We start from the raw sequence: 22,964 nt of genomic DNA on the forward strand, positions 1-22,964 counted from the left end.
AAATCAGATTTTCAAAGACACAGAGGCTTATCTGAAAAACATAAAATTGCTTATTTGAAATGGTATATTTATTTAAAAAACCATTAAAAAAACAACATTTTAGTACTATTAAGCCCGCAATGACAACTTGGAACATACAAAGAATCTTTTTAATTTATCGTTTATCGGCAACCTGTTGGCGTTACTATCTTAGCCCTTGGTTTTGCGAATTCATCCCGTTTTCGCAGGAGCAGCCTTTTCGGAATTTACTTCCTTATATTTTATCCTCCCCTTGTTACTTAACCTATTCTTTCTTCACTATATTTATAACGCATTACTGGTTTTTTGTCAAGGTTTTTTCATTATGATAAATTGCCATTGTTAATTTAACAATTATATTTCATTTCTCGTCAGAGAATTTAAAAATAAAATTGTCCATAGTTGCCATTTTTATGCCTAATATTGCTCTGTTGGAAAATGTGTTACGTATAAGAAAAAATCGGAAGTTAGAGACGAGTTCCTATGTGGAGCATGTCCTGAGATAAAAACGAGATACTTCCCCGCCACTCCCTCCATCGAATCTTTGGCTGGCAGGAAACCATTGGCGGGTCAGTATGACATCTGTCAAAGGATTCAGGATGACTGCAATGAAATACTTTTTTAGCAAGTGCTTCTATTTGTAAAAGTTGTAATTGACAATTACAAAATTCTTTGTATAATTATTTTGCTTTTACTCAAAGAATTAAAAATAGTAATGCGTAGAATGTTATATTTATATTCAAAATCATGAAAATAGAACGTTATTTGGAAGAAAAAAAAACCATTAAATTAATTGATGTAACATATTCTTGTAATCCATATAGTGATTGGGGAGAACTTAAAAGACATTATCATTTTTTTCATGAACTTGTGATTGTTCTTAAAGGTTCAGTATGTGTTGAAATATTAGGAAAAAATATTCGTGCGAGTTCTGGAGATATTTTGTTTTATCATGAAGGGGTACCCCATAAAGAACAATATGCCCATAAAAATACTGAAATCATTGCCTTTGCTTGGGAAGAAAAAATAAAAATTAGATTTCCTGTTTTAACGCATGACACAAGTAGGAAAATTTGTTTTTTAGCTAAACTAGCGTACGAACGAGAACAAGCAGGGTATCCGTATAAACAATTATTGCAAGAAAATATTTTTAAAGTTATAATAATTGAATTAATGAAAATTTCTGAATCTGAAGAAAATCATCCTATTATAGGTAAGGTAAAAAGTTTTATGATAGATAACTTAAGTAAACCTTTGACATTGGAAAACCTTGCAAGTTGTGTCAATATGAGTAAATATCATTTCTTAAGAAAATATAGAAATATTACAGGACGAACACCAATGGAGGACTTAAGAAATATCCGTCTAGAAACTGCTAAAAATATACTTTTGACTACAAGTTTGCCATTAAAAGCCGTTTCTTCTAAAGTGGGATTCAGTAATGCAACTATTTTTTCAAAACTGTTTAAAAAATATTTTAGATTATCACCAGGTCACTTCCGTAAAAACAAAAGTTGGAAAAAAAATACAGTTTTTCTTAAATAATTGGTATCGCAAGAGAGAGATATATATAGATAAGGACAGGTAAAGAAAGATAAAGGATATTTTAGTAATTCTCTGATCAACTAACTACAAGCGGTTTACACGTTTGTGCTTAATTAACTGGCACCATAAGATGGTGCAGCTACTTTTCTACTGCAATCTTTAATTTTTTTATTTCAGTCGCAGCTTCTATATAAACTATATATACACCACTTGCTACTAACTTTCCACCTGCATTTTTTCCATCCCACACTACACTGCCACCAGATTCTGATAATTTTGTAATCAATTCCCCATTTATCGTGTATATTTTGATGACTGTATTATCTGATAAGCCATCTATTGTTAATCCTTGTGATTGTTTTTTCGGATTATATGGATTTGGATAAATTTTTACTTTACTTAAATCTTTCAGTGATGATGTTGTTGTGTCAGACAAGCTTTTACTTGCTTCGGTTGTATTGCCATACATTCCCATGTTTATTCTTCCGCCGTTAGGAGCAGGTTCATTAGAATATGCTGATGCCGGATTTCCGGCGTCAATACAAGGTGAGGTTACAGTATCATTTACCCATGTAGTACCATTCCAACGTCCGTATTGGGATTTGAGATGAAAGTCACTGTTCGCAGCATCATTGAAAAGTGGAGCAGCCAAAATATTTCTAGTTCCTGTCGGCGGAAAAAAGCCGTTACTCCAGAAATCTGTGTAAGTAAAAGTAAAGTCTAAAGGATAAGCAATAGATGGATAGTGTTGATGGGTTAGATAATTATGAACGCCGGTTACAATAGAGTTTACCATTTTATTACTATAATTGGTGCGGTCAGAGTTAAATAAATACTCGCCGCCATATATAACACAATTAGTAAAAGTGTTATTGTCAGCAGGAGATTCTAAATTATAATAAAAGAAATCTATAACATTTCCCTGCGTATTTTCAAACAGGCAGTTGGTAAAAGAATTATATCTGCCGCAGTATTGTGCGCCTCCATCTGCTTCAGTATCAAAAAATACAACTGCACTCGCGGTTGCTACAGTATGGCAATTTTTGAATGTGTTATAACTGGCACCATCCCTGATTCGCAAACCAGCGTCACCATCATAAGCAGTACAGTTTTCAAATAAGTTGTATTTAGCACCCCTATTTCTTACAGAAAGACCAGATCCGAGATTTCTTGTTATACAATTTATTGCATGATTATTCTCGGTATCACCAGCATCAGTACCTTCAAATTCTATTCCATGACCTGCATGTGCTAAGTTTCCAATACGTTCAATGTAACAATTTTTAATTATATTATTGTTACCGGACACATTTATATAATAATCTGTGGCGCTTTTTTCACCAGTTGTGTTATCATCTGCATAAACTTTACAATTTTCAATTAAATTGTTATTTCCAGCTTCCGAAATAATACCTTCTGCACATGCATTAAGAACAACACAACTGCTAATTATGCAATTGTTTGCATTAGAACCAATTTTAATTCCGGTTCCATCATAGTCAGCATTGATATCACCCAAACGAGTTGTAATTATATTGGCTACTGTTACATTTTGAGCTCCATAACCATAGACCCCTCTATTGTAATTTGTTATTTGGATATTTTTTACTGTGACATATTTTCGCGAAATTAAACTGATACCGATTCCTGCTGTAGCTCTATCACCGCCGTCAAGTAAGGGCATTACAGTAGCGTCAAGGCTATCACCATATTTATAATTCAACTGCGGATTATCACCGGGAGTATTTCTATAACCCTCAAAGACAATAGGACTTGCATTAGTGCCGTCAACTGTCATATCTACATTTTCTTTTCCATAATTGCCTGCCTTGATATAAACAATGTCTCCTGCGAGAACTTTACTGGCTGCATAATTGATATGACACCACGCAGAAGACGAACCGGTATTAGTGCCACTATTGGAATCGTTACCATCGGTTTGAATATAATATATGGTGGAAGAAAGTGTTGAGGTAAAAATGAATATTAGAATAGTAATTAAAAAGAAAAATATTTTATTCATCGGGTTTTAGGGGTTTGGGGTCGTAGGGTTATAGAGTTCATAGAGTTTGTAGAGTTAAAACACTATAACCCTAAAACCCAATAACTCAATAACTTGTTCTTTATTTAATTAATCCTATTTTTCCTGTCTTCTTGCTGCCGGCAGAATCTTCTATCTGGTATATGTATACTCCTCTGCTTACATTGTCTCCATCAGAATTCTTGCCATCCCACTCGAGCCATCCAAGGTTGCCAAAATCGAGCTCTTTTAATTCCCTCACTAATTCACCTGTTACACTATACAACTTTATTATACTATTTATTGGTAAATTTGTCACTTTTAACTTACCATGGACTGCTATAGCAGGGTTATAAGGATTAGGATATATTTTTATATTACTTAAATCAATTGTTGGAACTAATTCCAATAACGCAAACTTGCTTAAATGATTACTCCCGGCTACCAACTTGTTCATACCATTCTTTGTCGTAGGTAACACTTCCCAATACTTATTTGTCTCATTATATCTACCTATTACTAAATTATCCTTATTGTAACCTGATATACTGCTATCATCATAATTTATAGTTATTATTATTCCTTTAGTTGGCTGGAGGTTCTTATCATTCGATATAGCTACTCCATATCCTACTACTTTTATCATATTGTTATTACTTACAGGCACTTCTGTAGATGTCAGTGTTAAAGTTGTTATTAAGGAAAATGCACCCATAGGTACTGTTACGCTTATCTCGCTGTCTATACCGCTACTGTCTATCATTGGTGTTACTGACATACCACTGCTCACCTGTACCATCGGATTAATTAACATTGTGACACTGAACGGTCTGCCTACATAATTCTGACCGACAAGATCATTATCTAACATAGAATATTCCATGTTTTTAGGCCAAAACCGCCAGCCAGTCTTTACAGGTGTTACACTGAAATTACTGCTACCTGTCAAATCCGAAAGCTCATAATTGCCTGATATTCCGGTTGTAAAACTGCTGTTTATTTTTATATCCGCCAATGGTGCAGTAGCGGACAAACCACTTATAACCATCTGAACATCACTTATTCCGCTACTATTCTTGTATACTTTCACATCACCCTCAATGTTACATATTAGCATATTTATATCAGGTGAATCAACTGTTGCTGCAGCTAAACCTGTTGCTACAGCATCGTTTATGTCTTGTGCTTCAAAGAAATAACTATAATCATTACCTAACACACTTAATTTAGTTGTCAAACTATAATTTCTGCCGGTTGATGGCGAATTTGCATTCGCCGCAACCATTATAAATGGGCTACCACTTATCTCAGTACTCCCTTTCTTGATGTGTACTTTTGGATAACCTTCCTTTGGTGCATTATTATCTATATCAGAATACTTTACCTTATATGTAAAATTTGTTTTATTTGAACCGGTCTCCGGCTCTAAACCATCAGTTGTATAACCTGTATCTCCCGACCAACTTAGGACAGGTGCTGTGTTAACTTTAGTCTTACCACTCGGACTATTGGATACTGATGACCAATTAGGTTTTTCATCTGCTGATTTTACTGAAAAGAAATATGTCTTGTTCGGACTCAAACCTTGAACAGTGTAACTCTGGTTTGTACCATATATCTGCGGTACGGGTTCGTCCGTGCATTGATGAGTTGCATTATTATCCCAGTTACTGTTTGTTATACTATAAGTTGCATAACGGAGATCATACACACTCACTGTGCCTACAGTTCCATCGTCACCGGGAGCACTCCAATTTAATATGATACTATTGGTGCCGGGACTGTTTGTAGATAAGTTAGCTACTACCGAAGGAGTTATTTCATCAGATAAGCTTTTACTTGCTTCGGTGGTATTACCATACGCCCCTATATTTATTCTTCCACCATTATAAAAAGGTTCATTAGAATAAGATGATACAGGATCTCCGGCATCAAGGCAAGGTGAAGTTACTGTATCATTTACCCATGAAGTTCCGGTCCAGCGACCGTATTGGGATTTGATATGAAAGTCACCGTTAGCAGCATTATTGAAAAACGGATTCGTAGAAATATTGCCGGTTCCGGCTGGCGCACTAAAACCATTACTCCAGAAATCCGTATATGTAAAAGTAAAGTCTAAAGGATAAGCTATAGAGGGATATTGTTGATGAGTTAGATAATTAGTTACTCCGGTTACTATGCAGTTTACCATTTTATTACTGTAATTGGTACGGTCGGTGTTAAATAGGTAATTGCCGCCGGATATAACGCAATTAGTAAAAGTGTTATTATCAGCAGGTGATTCTAAACTATAATAAAAGAAATTAATTACATTGCCTCGCGTATTTTCAAATATGCAGTTAGTAAGAGAATTATATCTACCGCAATATTGAGCACCTCCATCTTCATCGGTGTCTAAAAATGCAACCCCGCTATAAGTCTTTACTGTATGACAGTTTTTGAATGTATTATAGCTGGCACCGTCCCTGATTCTCAAACCGATATCGCCATCATAAGCGATACAATTTTCAAATAAGTTGTTTTTAGCACCCCGATGTCTTACAGAAAAACCGGCTCCGAGATTTCTTGTTATACAATTTATTGCCTGATTGTTTTCGGTAGTATCAGTACCAGCACTTTCAAACTCTATTCCATGACCTCCATGAGCTAAATTTCCAATACGTTCAATATAACAGTTTCTAACTATATTATTGTTACCGGCCACATTTATATAATAATCAGTAGCACTCTTTTCACCGGTTGTGTTATCATCAGCGTAAACTTTAGAATTTTCAGTGAGGTTGTCATCTCCTTCCAAAATTATACCTTGTGCACATGCATTTAGCACGACACAACTACTAATTATGCAATTGTTTGCATTAGCACCAAACTTAATCCCAGTTCCGTCATACTCAGCATTGATATCACCCAAACGGGTTGTAATTATATTAGCTACTGTTACATTTTGAGCTCCATAACCATAGACCCCCATATTATAATTTGTAATTTGGATATTTTTTACTGTGATATATTTTCTAGAACTTAAACTGATACCTAATCCTGCATTAGCCCTATCACCACCGTCAATTAAGGGCATTACAGTGGCATCAAGGCTATCACCATATTTATAATTCAACTGCGGATTATCACCCGGAGTATTTTTATAACCTTCAAAGACGATAGGGCTTGCACTAGTCCCGTTAACTGCCACATATACATTCTCTTTCCCATAATTACCTGCCTTGATATATACAGTGTCTCCTGCTATAGCTTTGCCTGCTGCGTAATTAATGTGACGCCACGCATAAGATGAACCAGTGTTTCTTCCACTATTGGAATCGTTACCATCGGTCTGAACATAATATATAGTGCAAAAAAGAGTTGAGTTAAGTATAAGCAGCAAAATACTAATTAAAAATGAGAATGTTCTCTTTTTTATCATATTCATATTAAGCCATATCTAATATATTACCATGTTACTATGTATATAACACAAAACTTGAGTTTCGTCTATTGATTATTTACTAATGGATGTGAAATAATTACGATATTGAGAGGGATTTGTTTCAGGAAGACGTTTAAAATTCAGATTAAAATTACTCAGATTTATAAAAACTACCTAAAAAGTTATATGTGTTAGATTACAACAAGAATCAAAAGGCTATATTAAAGATTCAAGATTTAAGATTCAAGAAATAAGATAACCTCTAACACATCCTATTTCAATCTCGAAACAAGTTTTTTTACGGCAGCAAAGCAAGCTTTGCAACTACAACTTCGAACTACGGACTACTTTTTAACGTTACGTTTATTTGATGGACACCGGCAAGATAATCAGTTGCTACTGCGTGGACTGTTATTATATGTTTGCCTTTTGAGTAACCGGTTGTGTTCCATGAATATTCAGGACTTGATGATATTTCGATTAGTTTATTATCAATGAAATAACGATAAGAAACAACAGGATTGTCCGTTTCGTTATTCTTTGTAGCTCTAACAGAAATTTTAACTATTCCGTTTACAAGTGTATTATTAGCTGGAGTGGTAATAGAAACAGACGGTGATAACTTAAAGAAGTTATCATCCATCACCTTGTCATATTTCGCCCTTTCATTAGTATTCAAATGATAAAGTTTAAATATTCCTAACCCAAAACCGGCTATTTGAGGTGATTCTGCACGCAGGTATTTTATCCATAAATCAACATCCGGTGGAGTGCCGGTGTCCTCGCCTCCACCACTAAATAGACCCATACTTTTTCCTTCAAGCCCGTAGGAATTTATAGACTTAACAACTTCCTTGATAATTGTTCTGTAGTCCCTATTCGAATCACTACGGTAAAAATATATCTCCGGCATATATAAATCTATGACATCACTCCCACCTGCTATTATTCCGTCAATAAAAGCACCGGAAATATCAGCATCAATAAAAATATTGGGGTATTGCTTTTTTAATCGTCTAACAGCATTGATTGATTCTTGTGCTCGCGAATCCCAGTCCCCTGCAGCCCATTCATCTATTTCGATACCATAATATCCTTCCTGTGCAATTTTTAGATAAGTAGTATACATCTTTTCTTCGGTGTCAAGCCACCACGGGTCAGTGCTTTTTGAGGTATCATTCCTTACACAATCAGTAAATGGTATCGGTAGTTTTCCTTTAGCTGTCATTTCATCATACCATAACTTAGTAGCTCCCTTATAACTAGAAATAATAGCAGTTTCGTGAGGCTGCTCGCCGGGACCACCTCGCCCCGAAATTATATATGGCGGATTTATAGGTGCAAGATTAGGATTTGGAAATATCGCACCTTCGTGAAAGAACTGATTGTTTTTTGACGAAGAAATTTTAGAATTATCATTTGAAATAATATCGGAAGTAATATTTGGTTGACCTCCTGATATTATATTGATGTAATTAAAATTACCTATAGCTTCGTTACCATTAGTGTCCAATGCTAATTTCATTACATGTTTTCCCGCAGTTAAACTTACCCCAGTCTTTTTTATTGTTTGCCAGTTCTGCCAACCGCCTGTGTCAGGTACTGCCATTGGACCTGTCTTATCAATATCGTCAAATTCTATATGAAAAATTCCTCCGGTACCACCATACGCTACCCGCACTTCTACTGTATATGTTCCAGTTTTCTTTACAGTTGTTGTATATTTTAACCATTCACCGGCGACTGCCCAGCCTACACTATAACCCCCGCCTGCATCACTGCAAGTTTCAACATCTACAGCTTCTGTTGTGCGGTACGCATTTCCAGAGTTACCTGTTGTCGTATCGTGATATGATGTTTCTTCTCCGCCAGTATCATAATCTTCTAATTCTATTTTACCTGGTATCTGAAAAGGTACTCCTTTATATGGAACATTTACACCAATAACTTTTGTTGTGTTACTAGGACTATTTGATACGCTTGACCAGTTAGGTACTTCATCTGCGGTTTTTATTGCGAAATAATATTTAGTTGAAGGTGAAAGACCAACAACAGTGAATGTCTCTTGTTTAGACATTTCTTGTGCCGTTGGTGTCCCTTTTACTTTAGTTGCAGAATCCCAGTTAGCGTCAGTTATCGGTGAAAATGAGTATCTTATGTCATAGGGTATATATCTTGAAGCCGAACGATATGGTAATTGAGATTGCGGGATTGGGTTTTTGCGGTCCATATCATATGGTATATATCTTGAAGCCAAACCTTTACTGTTGTCATCATTGCCGGGAGCGGTCCAAGTAAGTGTAACTGATGTCGGTGTCTGGTTTGTTATTGCTAAATCAATTATTTTACCAGGTGGTGTTATATCTGTAAGAGCAGGGGTTGTGACACTCGGAGATTTAGATAATGGCGACCAGTTAGGAACTTCGTCTCCTGCCTTGATTGCGAAATAGTATTTTGTTGTAGGTATAAGTCCGAAGACAATAAATGATTCAGCAGAACCGGCAGGACTTGGAGTTATATCACAATTAACTTTACTGGCAGAGTTCCATTCCGCTTCCGTTATTATAGGTGAAAGAGAATACCTGATATCATATTTTGTTGCTGTGCCAGTATTACCGTCATCACCAACTGACCGCCAGACAAGTGTGATTGACTTGGATGTAGGAAATGCAGTAACAAAATATGTTATCTTGGCAGGCGGTGTTGTGTCAGTTACACCTGACAAAATACTACTCGCAAACATACACACTATAAACATACTGTTTATATTCAACAATTTTTGTCTGGACATTTTTTACCTCCCCAATGGAATAGTGCGAATAGTGCGGTAGTGCGATGGTGTAATAGTGTGATAGTGTGTGTTATAGAGTTATTGGGTTTTAGGGTTATAGGGTCTACGACTCTATAAACTCTACGAACTCTATAACGCTTCTTATTTTAATCTTTAAATCTTTTAAATTTTTCTACTTCTGACTGTCTTAAAGGCAGCAAAGCAAGCTTTGCAACTACAACTGGGAGGATTGTGCTGCATTCATATACTCATGCATGACTTTTATATCGTGCGGTAATACCTCTTCTGGCGGCCATGCGTTAATCCATTCACCTGATAAATATCCGTCATAATTATCTGCTGATAGCAAAACAACTGCACGATTGTTTGGAATTTGTCCCTTACCCATTAGTGCTAATTTTGGTTTTTTCCCGGGTTCTTCATATATGCCGTCGTGAATATGACAATGTCGGACTAATCCTTTAACATAACCATATGCTTCATCTATGGTCATACCTTTGGTGAATGGGTGCATAATATCCCAGGTAATACCAACTGCAGGCGAATTAACTTTTTTAACTATGGCTGAACAATCATCTGCACGCATAAAACTGTCATGCGTTTCCAAACATATAGTTACTCCTGCTTTTTCTGCTTCAGGAGCAACTTGTTTTAGACCTTCTGCAACAATATCAATACCATCATTCATAGACATACCTTCAGGAACATCGCCGCCAAAAACGCGTAACCGGGGACAGCCAATGTCATGTGCGAGTTGGATTAGTTCCAAGGTTTTCTCATAATTATCTTTAACAACTGTTTTATCCGTATAACAGTAAATTCTCGATGTTGCAATGCAACAACATGCAATTCCACTTTGTTCTATTTTTTTCCGAATTGTAGCTCTACCTGTTTTACTTAGTTTTGTTTCAATTCCATGGTTATGTTTTTCTTCTGCTCTTGGTTCTATTCCATCATAACCATACTGCTTTGCATAACCAATAAACTGATCCAAAGACGCTTGCGGACAGGTAAAACTCATAAACGACATTTTTAAACGTTTAACCATTTGGATGGACCTCCTTTGAAATTGTGTAATGTGTGATGTGTAATGTATAATGTACGTTTGTTATAGTGTTTTAGAGTTCATAGAGTTTGTAGAGTTGTAGACCCTATAACGCTATAACCCTACGAACTCTATAACGCTTCATATTTACTTAATTTCTACCGGGCGGTTTTCTTCTGCTGATATATATACTGCATCAACAATTTTCTGGATTACTAATGATTCTTCAAGACCTGTCATCGGACGGCTTTTTTTAAGGACAGCATTAGCAAAATCTTTTATTACAAGTTTATGATGGTCTTCAATATTACCATCGCATTCCCAGACAGTTTCTGAGACAACCCCTTTCTCAGGGTCTGATTTATCAAAAATAATTTTTGTTTTCTCATCTACCACCATTTGTAAGCGAAGTGAACCTTTTGTACCAATTATCTGACATACATCTTCACTTTGGGTAGTAAGATATTCTCCACGTTCTAACTCGATTACAGTACCGTCATCACAAGTAATCAAAGCAACAATATGTGTCTCTGCATCAGACCCTTCAGCAACATATAATTTATACTGCGGCTGAATATACCACATATGTGCTAAAACTTTTCTTGGTTTAAGTTTCCACCCTAAAATACCTAAAATATAATCCAAGTCATAGCAACCCCAGTTAACAAAAATACCGCCGCTATTTAATTTTTTACTGTATCGCCAGGGAATTGGCGGCTTTTTAGGGGGTTCTCCTGCCGCACTAACTCCGCGACAACGAACTAATCTAATTTGACCTAATACACCTGAAGAAACTAAATCCGTTGCAATTTGCGCGGGTTTTAGCTGACGGAATCGTGATGAACAACAACCCACGATAATATTAGTATTACGAGCTGATATCATTTGCTGTACTTCCGCAGCATTTTTGGCAATTGGTTTCTCAATTAATACATGTTTACCGGATTTCATAGCATCTAAAACAACCGGCATTCTTATACCGGTCGGTAGTGCAACAACAACTGCTTCAACTTCAGGGTCATTAATAAGAGCATGACTATCTGTATAAAACTTCTTAATACCAAATTCAGTCGCTACAGAACTGACAATATCTTCACGAACATCTGCTATTGCAGTAACATTCATTAACTCTGATTCTGTAGCATTTTTAATATGTTTCTTACCTATAACACCGCAACCAATAATACCTATATTGACTTGTTTTTTCATAGTTAACTTAACTCCTGTCCGTTGAAAGTTTTATAATTCTCCCCATGTGAGTTTGCTGAAAAATCTCTTTGTTGGTCATTGCGAGCGACCAACGGGAGCGTGGCAATCTCTTTTTGAGAAGAGATTGCTTCGTCGTTACACTTCTCGCAATGACATCCGCAGACTTTTTATCGGTGTTTCCCCATTGGAAAAATAAAGGGGGCGATTCTCATTTTAATTTCAGGATTGCTTCAGCTAACATCTTTCTTGCTTGAAACATATCCGAAGGATTAACTGACCATCCTGTCGGATTTTTAGCTACCATATCTAAACTTTTTTCAAGCACTTTCTGTCCTTCTGTAGCAAGTTTTGTATTTCCTTGTTTAGTATGTTTTTTAACTAACTGGTCCAACATATACAAGTAACAATAATCTTCCCTGCCATCACGTAATATATGTTCCCTGATTGAACTTAATACAGGTCTGCTATTATCCATATCCGGATTAGGATATACATAACTTGACCAATTTGGACTTACTTCTTCTTTACTTATCCAAACTGTATTCTGACCTTCTCGACAAATAAGGTCATAATCAAAAAACATGTAGTAATCAAGGTTGTATCTAAAAGCAAGCCAGTCTATTGTCCGTCCTTCTATTGGAAGATTCCATAATGCTTTACCGGGGATATATCTGCCGCCACTGCCATAATACCAAGCTATTTTATCACCGGCTTTTTTTCGTTCTTTAAAAAAGTCTAATATCATATCAGACTCGACAGCGTCAGTCATCCACACACTATTATAACCTATCATCTGGTCAAGTGCGTGCGATGCTCCACCTTCAGTAAAACAGGAGAACCAGTTTGGAAATCCTGCGTCTTTTATTTCTTGTTGTGATTTTTGCCATTCTTCAAGTATTCCTTCCATTGTAAAGTCTGGTTCGTCCCAGCAAACTAACATAAAATTATTTAGCCATCCCTTTTCTTTCAAATGGTCGGACATACGTTTAAGTATAGCCTGCCTTTCCGGTCCGGTTTGGTGTTTAACCCCGTTTCCGTCACGCATCAGTCCATCAACATAAGAAATGAACTTGTCCATGCCTAATTTCATTAACTCTTCAGTCTCCCGGTCAAAAGTGCTAAAATTATCTTTTGGAATATCCCATCTTAAATAAGAATTTCCCCTGTGAAGTTTTAACATATGTTTAGCATCATATTTATAATATTCAAAAAGGTCCATGTTGGTATACTTAGATACCGCAAAAGGGTCCGCCCATGGAATTAAATCTAACGGGCATTTATCCATAAGCACAAAATCCCAAACTGTTAAACTGATTTTTAGCTCTTCGCGTTTCCCATTTTGCGGGATAACAGATACTGTTCCTGTATAAGTACCTGCTACTGTGTCTTTTGGGATGTAAAAAGTAAGCCAAACTATAAAATTTTGACCGGGATGAGCGTCAAATACAGTGTCAGGACGGAAAGGGTCCGGTTGAAGACCTGTTGCATCTGCCATTGTAAGATTTCGTTGAGTTAGCATTTGCTGGCCAATACTTCCCCAGTCTGTTGGAAATTCTCCTTTCTTCCATGCAACCGGATAATATTCAAAGTTTTTAGTATTTATCTTTATTATTTTTCCTTGAGAATCTTTACCTGCTAAATCACTAAATTGTATTTTTATACCTTTTATATCATTTTTGCCTTTTGGAATTATTATAATCTGACCACTCTCATATTCATCTTTTGCGGAACATAATGCTATTGCCTTCTCTTTTCCAAGATACACATTATTCTTTAATACTCTGGTTAAAGAATTTTCTAAAAATGCATCGTATAACTCATTTGATTTACAAATACTACAAATAAAACCTATACTAATAACAGTTACCAAAGTTAAGCTTACTCTTTTAAAATATCTCATTTCTATCTCCTTTAATTAAATAATGTTCTTATGTTTTCGTGCTCTTATGTTCTTATGTTTTCTAATTTGTCATCTTTTAAAAGTATCTTATTTCGGTTCTGTTAATCCTAAATAGACATCATCTATGTAATAGGTAGCTCCTTCTTTTGCTTTGTCTTTATTAGCATAGAAAAAAATACCGATTACTGCTCTTTTAATCGTTTCTTTTGTAACAGAGTAGCCTTTGTATTGTGTCCATGTATCTTTAGGAAATACTACTTTTTTCTCCGAGGTTATAACAGTTCTCATAGTTTTACTTCGATTTTCCCCTGTTTCATCATATCCCTGGATTTCAGGAATCAATGCTTTGCTAAACCCTGAACCTTTTATCCAGAACGAAAAATAATATTTAGTATTCGGCTGGACTTTATAACCTTCCGGCGCTGTACCTTCAGGCGAAATTTTACCTGCAATAAGTGTACAACAATATGCCCCTGAAGCAGTCTTTAATTTTAAATAAACACTATTCTTACCTGTATGTGCTTCTTTATCACTAATCCCCCATTCTTGTTCTTCCGGACCATAACAAGAATTCATTGACCACCACTCTTTTCCATCCTCTGCTCCCGGGTTTTTAATAAGGTTACTTGAAGCATTTTTTTGTTCTATATTATTGACCATCTTTTCCCGCTGTGTAGTAGTTTTTTGTTTGGAACTTTTATTGCCTATACTCCACCCATTAGTAATAAAAATGCATGCTATAAACACTGTCATTAATAAAATAATTTTTTTCATAATTTATTTCGCTCCTATCATCTTTTTATATTACCTTGTTACTATAATATAACACAAAACTTAAATTATGTCTATTGATTATTTACGAATAGATGTGAAAAAATTACGATATAGGGAAGGGGCTGTGCCGGTAAGACGCTTAAAGTTCAGATTAAAAGTACTCAGGTTTATAAAACCTACTTCAAAAGCAACAGAAATTATCTTTTTACTATGGTCTGTCTCCAGAATACGCTTCGCTTCAAGTACTCTTTTGTTATCTATAAATTCATTCAATCCTAAACCGGTAAATTTATTAAATAAATGACTTACATAATTAGGAGAATAACCTACATGTTCCGATACATTTGAAAGAGTTATATGTTCTTTAAGGTGTTTGTCTATATAATCTAATATTTCGTCAATTATAGGATTATGTTTTTCAACAGAACCGATAACGTTTTTCTCGTTAAACTTACATCTTTTTACTAACATTAAAAATAATACAAGTGCAGTTTTTATAATTTCCCGATAATTGTATCCTTTACTGTTCCATTCTTTCTGTAGTATATCTACAATAAATTCTACATCTATTATCTCTTTTTCATTAATATGTATCTGGTGTGAGAAGTTTTTGTGGCATGTGATAATGTTTTCCATGAGAGGTTGGAGCGAAGGAAAACTTTTTAATAAGGAATTTGAAAAAAACAAAGTAGTTTTACTTACTGCAAGCGGATTTTTGGCTTTTATATATGTATGAATATCATTCCCGTGAATGATAAACAATGATTTAGGTTTTATAGGATAGCGTTTATCTTTAATAAAATAGAATCCATTACCAAAACGAAAATAATGAAATTCCAGAGTAAATGGATGAAGATGATAAAATTTGCTCCGGGTATTATCAGCAATTGTCGTTGATATGAAAAAAGGAAAATCTTTTTCCGGGAAAGGAAAATGATGTTTATTCGGCTTCATATTATTTTTGATTCTTTTATATTTTGTGTTTCTTGTGGCTCCATCCGCCGAGATTTTCAGGATTACCTTTATCGCCGGGTATTAACTCTTTATAATTTTCGATTACTTTATGAAATGCCATTGCATATTCTTTTATCATTTTTTTACGATAATGTTTAAACCATGGGGCATAAAACATTCGTCCTCCAATATTTTCAGAAGCCGGCAAACTTCCGATAGGTTGTCTTATGTCAACCGGTGAATTGGCTATCCTTGTAGGTTTACCGTCGTTATATACATCTACTTCGTTAAAAAGCGGATGTGTATGTAAAGGCCTGCTGCAACCTGCCCAGGCACCAACTACTCCTTCGGCAGTTACTGCTTCACAAAATCTAGTTACTGATAAACCACCTAACTCACTGCTATTATAAAAAAACAGAGGAACATACCAACCGCCTTTAGTACTACCAGAACCTTTCGCAGGTCTATGTGATTTAATTCCGGGAAGACCTTCTAATAAATCACAAAAATAATTCATTGCTTTATCAATTTCCTTTATTTGTTTAGGATAGTTTTTTAACTGGACCAGACCTACTGCAGAACTAAGCTGGTGCATCCGGTATTTATAACCACCCCAGGGAAGTTCAGCTCCGCTCTTTAAATCTTCCAGTTGCAATCCGGCATGACGTTCATAATGTCCAAACAGAACTGCCCGTTCATAAATACACTGGTTATTGGTAAGCATAATTCCTGCTTCACCTATCGCAAATGACTTACTGCTCATCAACGAGCATGCCGATACATCACCGAAAGTTCCGGTAAGCTTACCTTTATATAATGCACCTTGTGAATGGGAACAATCCTCTATTACCTTAAGATTATGTTTTGCGGCTATTTTCATAATCGCATCCATATCAGCAGGCATAGCACAACAATGAACCACCAAAATCGCTTTTGTTCTTTCTGTAATATGTCTTTCAATGTCGTTTGGATCAATACACAGGGTTTCAGGATTCATATCGGCAAAAACAACAGTCCCGCCAAGTGAAAATACCGGCAAACACGATGCCCAGTAAGTATGAGAAGGACAGATTATTTCGTCACCTTTTCCTATACCTATACCGAACATAGCACTGTGCAATGCTGCGGTACCATTGTTATGTCCAAGAGCATATTTCATCTTGTGCCATTTGGCAAACCCTTCTTCAAATTTCTTAGTTACATCAATATCCGACATCCTGCCTGCTCTAAGAACTTCAAGAACTTTTTTCTCCATTTCTTTTGTTACTATAGGCCACTTAAACATATCCCCAGCTTTACTTTTAACCGTTTTCTTCCCACCAAAAATTGCAAGGTTACTCATGTTTTTAACTCCTATTTTTAAATTGAAATATACTTGAAAATTGAAATTTATTGAAACTTATTGAAATTTATTGAAATTTGTTGTATTTTAATTTTTGTTTCTAGTAATTTCTATCTATTTCCTAATTTCCACAAGTTTTCAGTCTTTTATATTTCTATCTATTTCTACTTATTTCCATGTATTTCATAATTTCAATCATATATCCAATTTTCAAATTCTATTTATCCAAGCCTAAAAGATTTGCTAAAGTATCGCCGAAAACTTTTTTCTGGATTTCTTTATTAACATCCAATGCGTCCATTGTTTTTTTATAATCGTTATATACATCTTCTATTTCAGCGTAAGGGACATCACTACCAAAAAGTATTTTTTCCCAAGCATCCCTGCCTAAAGCGTCTTTATACCGGGAATTGCTTCTCCACCAAAGTAAATGTCCTATATCTGCAGGAGCCATTCTTTTTAGAGTAGAGCCTGTTAAATCAAAATACAAGTTAGGATTCCACCTGCATGACATTGCAGCTTCTTCATACCATGGATTACCTAAATGTGCTCCTATTATAATTAGTTTGGGGAATGCTCTCGCTATCTTATCTAAATATATAGGACGCATCCTGTCATTGTCTATGTCGTATTTTCGCGGATCTATGCCATCATCATCATGTCTTGCTATTATGCCCAGATGGAATAATGATACCAAACCTAATTTTTCCATCTGTTCATATACAGGATAATTACTCTCGTCATCATAATCTTTTTTAGGAAGAATAAATTTTATTCCTTTAAAACCTTTACTTTTATACTCTTTTAATTGAGATATTTTACTCCCCCGGTTTATGTCAAAACTAGCAAAACCTATAAATATGTCAGGATATTTTTTAATTGCTTGATATACTTGTTCTGTTGTTGACCACTTGTAAAAATCCGGTAGCGCCATAAGACAAACTTTGTCTATTTTTAATCTGTCACATTCTGCTGCTAACTTTTCCGCATAATCTTTTTCGGGAAACAAGTGATGATGGCAATCTATAATCATTTTTTAATAGTCCTCTCTTTAATTAAATAATTCCTCTCACCTTGATACTGGCAAGTACTATCGTTCAGCATAACTACATTGTTTTTTTAACTCTTACATTGCAACCTTGTTGTTGTCTTTGATATTTTAATGATTGCACCAGGGGTAATTTATTACTACTTTAGCCTGTTTCTTCAACTATAATCCAATATTTGATTATATAAAATAATAAAAAAATAGCAATAAAAAAGAACATCCTAAAGTGAATCTACCTAACGGTAGGCAAGTATGTTCTTTTTTAAATCAAATTTTGTTTCTGCAATCTACTTAAAAAAGCAAGATGTAAAAAGTAAGGAACAAGATGACATCGGACATTGCCCGCCACTAAATATTGGCGAGGCAGGAACTTTGGACTGTCTTTCTAGCTTATTTACTTATTTTTTATTTGAAAGTTTCAAAATAGCTTCTGCTAATAGTTTTCTTGCTTGAAACATATCCGAAGGATTAACTGACCATTCAGTTATGCTTTTAAATACCATACCTGAACTTTTATCAAGCACATTTTGACCTTCAGCCGCTAATTGTGTGTTACCTTGTTCTTTATGTTTTTTAATTAACTGGTCCAACATATACAGGTAACAATAATCTTCCCTGCCGTCCCGGAATACATGTTCCCTGATTGTGCTTAACAAAGGCCTTGTCTTATCAATGTCCGGGTTAGGATATACATAAGAATCTCCTATACTAACTTCTTCCCTGCTTTTCCAAATTTTACTTATTCCTTGCGGAGTAATAGATTCATAATTATTAAGCCAAGGGCTTTTTTCTCCTTGTCTACAAACAAGATCATAATTAAAAACTCCGAACAATTCAATACCATATTTAAAAGCAAGCCACTGTATAGTCCGTTCTTCTATTAAAGTTAAATCAAAGTTTTTAGCTGGGGCAAGTAAAGGACTACCCCAATACCAGCCTATCCTATCACCTGCTTTCTTTCGTGCTTTTATAAACTCATCCGTCGGTCCTCCATCAAAAAGACGAAGATTAGCTGACCATATACCTGCATAACCTATCATCTGGTCAAGTGCACGCTCCGCTCTACCAGCAAAATCACATTCAAAATTAGTAAATCCGACGTCTTTTATTTCTTGTTGCGACTTCTGCCACTTTTCCAATATACCTTCTTTAGTAAAATCCGGTTCGTCCCAGGTAACTATCATAAAATTATCCAACCACTTTTTTTCTTTCAAATGATTATATAATCTTTTAAGAGCCGCTTGTCGTTCCGGGCCCATACGTTCATCATTGTTTTTAATACGAAGCGGTCCTTCAGGATAAAAAGATCTCTGGTCTACAAAAATCCAGAATTTGTCCATACCAAGATTTATAAACTCTTCAATTTGTTTATCAAATGTCTCATAACTACCTTCACTTGGCGAAGACCAGCTTAAAAGAGTGTTTCCACGATGATGTTTAAGCATATGTTTAGCACTGTATTTGGCATATTCAAACTGGCTCAGACCGGTACACCTAGCCCCAGAATTTAAATCACTCCAAAATAGAAAAGACAACGGACATTTCTCTATTAATACAAAATCCCAAACTGTTAAACTGATTTTTAATTCTTCGCGTTTCCCGTTTTGCGGGATTACAGATATTGTTCCAGTATAAGTTCCTGCTGCTGTGTCTTTAGGAACATAAAAGCTAAGCCATACTACAAAATTCTGTCTTGGATGAGCATCAAATACTGTGTCTGGTCGGAAAGGGTCTGGTTGATAAGCTGCAACATCTTCAAGAGTAAGTTTTCGTGGAGTTAAATACTGCTGAATCTGATTATTATTCAAATCTGTTGTAAGAGTCCTTCCTTTTGCCCATGCGACCGGATAGTATTCAAAATTGGCCGGACTTATTTTTATTACCTTTCCTTGAGTATCTGTACCTACCAAATCACTGAATTGGATCTTTATACCTTTTAAGTCATTTTTACCTTTGGGGATTATTATAATCTGACCATCCTCATACTCATCTTTTGCAGAATATAGTGTTATTGATTTCTCTTTCCCTTGATACGGTTTATCCCTTAACACTTTCGTTAAAGAATTTTCTAAAAATGCATCGTATAACTCCGCCCCTATACAAACATCACATAAAAAAATTATACTGATAATAGCAAATAATATTGAACTTATTCTTCTAAAACATAACATGTCTTACCCCCCTTATTAAACAACGTTCTTCTGTTCTCTAATCTGCTAATATATGTCACAGCGTCTTAAGAATCGTAACTTCAGACATTCTTTCTAACGACAGTGAGATAGTAATCTCACCGCTACACAACTTCAGCAGACCGAAGGTCTGCAACTACATTTAGACACTGAACTATCTAATCTCTAATTCTCTAATCTACTAATTAACTGGCACCATAAGATGGTGCAGCTACTATTGACTGTTTTTTATTGTTATATTTATTTGGCTTACACCGGCAAGATAATCATCTGTTACTGCATGAACTGTTATTATATGTTTGCCTTTTGAATAACCGGCAGTATTCCACGAATATTCAGGACTTGATGATATCTTAACAAGTTTGTTGTCTATGAAATAACGATAAGAAACAACAGGATTGTCCGTCTCGGAATTCTTTTTAGCGCTTACATTAATTTTAACTGTTCCGCTTAATTTTGCGTTGTTTACCGGTGTAGTTATGGAAACAGATGGCGACAACTTAAAAAAGTTATTATCCATCACCTTGTCCCACTCTGCTCTTTCAGCAGTAGTCAATGAGTATAGTTTAAATATCCCTATACCAAGACCGGCCATTTGCGGCGATTCTGCACGTAGATATTTTATCCATAAATCAACATCTGCTTCACGACCGTTGTAGTCATCTCTGCCACCCAAAATAGCTAAATTCTTACCTTCAAGTCCGTAGTATTTTATCCAGTCAGTCCATTTCTTGATATATGTCCTGTAGTCCTTCATTCCACGATAGATATATATCTCCGGCTTGTAAAGGTTCATTATATCGCTTGCATTTGCCATTACGTCATCAAAACCATCCCCATAATAACCGGCAAACATTAAAAAATTAGGGTATTGTTTTTTCACCCGTCTTAGTGCACTGATAGACTCTTTGACCCGATTGTCACCTTCCCATACAACCCATTCATCAATGGATACACCATAATATCCTTCACTGGCAATTTTAAAATAATTATTATACATTTTTTCTTCGGTGTCAAGATACCCTGGATTATCAGCCTTCGATGCATCATCTCTTGCAGCATAGGTAAATGGTATCGGTAGTTTTCCTTTTTCAATCATTTCACCTTGCCATGATTTAGTCATCCACTTATAACCAGAATAATTCATAGTTTCATGAGGTTGTTCACCAGGACCACCACACCAGTAAATAATATATGGCGGATTTATAGGTGCAAGATTAGGATTTGGGAATACTGCCCCTTCATGAAAAAACAACTTGTCATTTGACGGAGTAAGTGAAATTTTGGAATTATTATTTGATATAGCATTGGATGTAATATTTTGTTTTAATTGTCTTTCACTCAAAATGTTTATGTAATCAAAATTACCGGTAGCCGTACTGCCTGTAGTATCCATTACCAACTTCATTATATGTTTTCCCGGAGTTAAACTTACTCCTGTTTTCTTTATCGTTTGCCAAATCTGAAATCCACCTGTATTAGGGACTGTTATGGGTCCTGTTTTATCCACATCATCAAACTCTACATGGAAATTACCGCCGCTACCGCCGCATCCTACCCGAACTTCTATTGTATATGTTCCCGCTGTTTTTACATTTACTGTATATTTTAACCATTCATTAGCATAAACCCAGCCAATATCATAACCTCCACTTGCATCACTACAAGGTTCAACATCTACATCTTCAGTTGTACGATATGCATTTCCTGAATCACCTGATGTTGTGTCATAATATGCTACACCTTGACCACCATTGTCATAATCTTCTACTTCTATTTTACATGGAATCTGAAATGGTATTCCTTTATATGGAGTAGTTATACCGATAGCTTTTGTATTGCCATTAGGACTATTTGATACACTTGACCAGTTTGGTACATCATCTGCTGTCTTTATTGCAAAATAGTATTTCATTGAAGGTGAAAGACCGAGAATATTGAATTTCTCCGATCTGGATTTCTCTTGTGCTGTTATTGTATCTTTGACTTTAGTTGCAGAATTCCAGTTAGCATCAGTTATTGGAGAAAATGAGTACCTTATATCATATGGTATATATCTTGATACAAACGCGCTACTATTGTTGTTATCACCAGGAGCAGTCCAAGTAAGCGTAATTGAGTTCGATGTTGTGCCGCTTGTTGCAAGGTCTATTATTTTACCAGGTGGCGTTGTATCTGTGAGAGCAGGTGTTGTGGCACTTGGTGATTTAGATAATGGCGACCAGTTTGGTACTTTGTCACCTGCCTTGATAGCAAAGTAATATTTTTTTGAAGGAGAAAGACCAAAAACAATAAACGATTCCGCAGAACCGGCAGGATTTGGAACCAGGTCACATTTGACCATAGTGGCTGAGTTCCATTCTGCTTCTGTAGTTATTGGTGAAAGAGAATACCTGATATCATATTTTGTTGCTGTGCCCGAATAACCGTCATCACCAACAGACCGCCATACAAGTGTGATTGATTTAGCAGTCGGATATGCCGTCAGAAAATATGTTATCTTGGCAGGTGGTGTTGTATCAGTTGCACCTGATAAAATACTGCCCGCAAACATAACTACTATAAACATGCATACTACAAAATTGCATACAATTTTTACTAACTTTTGCATAGACATTAACCCCCTTAAACAAGACACAAGAAACAAGATGCAAGAAATAAGATTAAAGATCTAAGATTCAAGAAATAAGATAACATCTGATATC

General features: G+C 35.6%; 13 protein-coding genes. 1 reads left to right on the top strand and 12 read right to left on the bottom strand.

Annotated elements, in window-relative coordinates; genetic code table 11:
• Nucleotides 1-765: 765 nt before the first annotated feature.
• On the top strand, nucleotides 766-1,563 hold the full coding sequence (locus PHE88_10570) for a helix-turn-helix domain-containing protein (protein MDD5688262.1): 798 nt from the start codon (nucleotides 766-768) through the stop codon (nucleotides 1,561-1,563).
• A 139-nt stretch (nucleotides 1,564-1,702) separates the two neighbouring features.
• Here the strand turns inward: PHE88_10570 and PHE88_10575 are convergent, their stop codons facing one another.
• The 12 genes from PHE88_10575 to PHE88_10630 form a co-directional block, all read right to left on the bottom strand.
• A complete protein-coding gene (locus PHE88_10575) occupies nucleotides 1,703-3,586 on the bottom strand; it encodes a right-handed parallel beta-helix repeat-containing protein (protein MDD5688263.1) in 1,884 nt (627 codons plus the stop codon).
• A 100-nt stretch (nucleotides 3,587-3,686) separates the two neighbouring features.
• Entirely contained in the window at nucleotides 3,687-7,010 is a 3,324-nt protein-coding gene (locus PHE88_10580) for a right-handed parallel beta-helix repeat-containing protein (protein ID MDD5688264.1), read from the bottom strand.
• 334 nt (nucleotides 7,011-7,344) lie between these two features.
• Nucleotides 7,345-9,798, bottom strand: coding sequence for a carbohydrate-binding protein (locus PHE88_10585; protein ID MDD5688265.1), 2,454 nt, complete (start codon nucleotides 9,796-9,798; stop codon nucleotides 7,345-7,347).
• A 214-nt stretch (nucleotides 9,799-10,012) separates the two neighbouring features.
• Complete coding sequence (locus tag PHE88_10590; GenBank protein MDD5688266.1) at nucleotides 10,013-10,846, bottom strand: sugar phosphate isomerase/epimerase; 834 nt, start codon at nucleotides 10,844-10,846, stop codon at nucleotides 10,013-10,015.
• A gap of 144 nt (nucleotides 10,847-10,990) precedes the next feature.
• The gene (locus PHE88_10595) at nucleotides 10,991-12,052 is read right to left on the bottom strand and encodes a Gfo/Idh/MocA family oxidoreductase (GenBank protein ID MDD5688267.1); all 1,062 of its coding nucleotides are present in this window, start codon (nucleotides 12,050-12,052) and stop codon (nucleotides 10,991-10,993) included.
• Nucleotides 12,053-12,260: 208 nt separating this feature from the next.
• Entirely contained in the window at nucleotides 12,261-13,952 is a 1,692-nt protein-coding gene (locus PHE88_10600; GenBank protein MDD5688268.1) for a hypothetical protein, read from the bottom strand.
• Between the two features lie 87 nt (nucleotides 13,953-14,039).
• Entirely contained in the window at nucleotides 14,040-14,726 is a 687-nt protein-coding gene (locus PHE88_10605) for a hypothetical protein (protein ID MDD5688269.1), read from the bottom strand.
• A gap of 78 nt (nucleotides 14,727-14,804) precedes the next feature.
• A complete protein-coding gene (locus tag PHE88_10610) occupies nucleotides 14,805-15,680 on the bottom strand; it encodes an AraC family transcriptional regulator (GenBank protein MDD5688270.1) in 876 nt (291 codons plus the stop codon).
• A 16-nt stretch (nucleotides 15,681-15,696) separates the two neighbouring features.
• Nucleotides 15,697-17,022 (bottom strand): DegT/DnrJ/EryC1/StrS family aminotransferase, encoded by a 1,326-nt coding sequence (locus tag PHE88_10615; GenBank protein ID MDD5688271.1) that lies wholly within the window; start codon nucleotides 17,020-17,022, stop codon nucleotides 15,697-15,699.
• Nucleotides 17,023-17,239: 217 nt separating this feature from the next.
• Nucleotides 17,240-18,055: an amidohydrolase family protein gene (locus PHE88_10620; GenBank protein ID MDD5688272.1), complete on the bottom strand. Its 816-nt coding sequence runs from the start codon at nucleotides 18,053-18,055 to the stop codon at nucleotides 17,240-17,242.
• Nucleotides 18,056-18,468: 413 nt separating this feature from the next.
• Complete coding sequence (locus PHE88_10625) at nucleotides 18,469-20,241, bottom strand: hypothetical protein (GenBank protein ID MDD5688273.1); 1,773 nt, start codon at nucleotides 20,239-20,241, stop codon at nucleotides 18,469-18,471.
• 232 nt (nucleotides 20,242-20,473) lie between these two features.
• Nucleotides 20,474-22,870 carry a carbohydrate-binding protein gene (locus PHE88_10630; GenBank protein MDD5688274.1) on the bottom strand — a complete coding sequence of 799 codons (2,397 nt, stop codon included), beginning with the start codon at nucleotides 22,868-22,870 and terminating at the stop codon, nucleotides 20,474-20,476.
• Between the last annotated feature and the right edge of the window lie 94 nt (nucleotides 22,871-22,964).

The organism is Elusimicrobiota bacterium, assembly GCA_028718185.1.
Lineage (GTDB): Bacteria > Elusimicrobiota > UBA8919 > UBA8919 > UBA8919 > JAQUMH01.

Coding starts and splice junctions, on each gene's coding strand:
- PHE88_10570 (MDD5688262.1), top strand. CDS start 766: ATGAAAATAGAACGTTATTTGGAAGAAAAAAAAACCATTAAATTAATT.
- PHE88_10575 (MDD5688263.1), bottom strand. CDS start 3,586: ATGAATAAAATATTTTTCTTTTTAATTACTATTCTAATATTCATTTTT.
- PHE88_10580 (MDD5688264.1), bottom strand. CDS start 7,010: ATGAATATGATAAAAAAGAGAACATTCTCATTTTTAATTAGTATTTTG.
- PHE88_10585 (MDD5688265.1), bottom strand. CDS start 9,798: ATGTCCAGACAAAAATTGTTGAATATAAACAGTATGTTTATAGTGTGT.
- PHE88_10590 (MDD5688266.1), bottom strand. CDS start 10,846: ATGGTTAAACGTTTAAAAATGTCGTTTATGAGTTTTACCTGTCCGCAA.
- PHE88_10595 (MDD5688267.1), bottom strand. CDS start 12,052: ATGAAAAAACAAGTCAATATAGGTATTATTGGTTGCGGTGTTATAGGT.
- PHE88_10600 (MDD5688268.1), bottom strand. CDS start 13,952: ATGAGATATTTTAAAAGAGTAAGCTTAACTTTGGTAACTGTTATTAGT.
- PHE88_10605 (MDD5688269.1), bottom strand. CDS start 14,726: ATGAAAAAAATTATTTTATTAATGACAGTGTTTATAGCATGCATTTTT.
- PHE88_10610 (MDD5688270.1), bottom strand. CDS start 15,680: ATGAAGCCGAATAAACATCATTTTCCTTTCCCGGAAAAAGATTTTCCT.
- PHE88_10615 (MDD5688271.1), bottom strand. CDS start 17,022: ATGAGTAACCTTGCAATTTTTGGTGGGAAGAAAACGGTTAAAAGTAAA.
- PHE88_10620 (MDD5688272.1), bottom strand. CDS start 18,055: ATGATTATAGATTGCCATCATCACTTGTTTCCCGAAAAAGATTATGCG.
- PHE88_10625 (MDD5688273.1), bottom strand. CDS start 20,241: ATGTTATGTTTTAGAAGAATAAGTTCAATATTATTTGCTATTATCAGT.
- PHE88_10630 (MDD5688274.1), bottom strand. CDS start 22,870: ATGCAAAAGTTAGTAAAAATTGTATGCAATTTTGTAGTATGCATGTTT.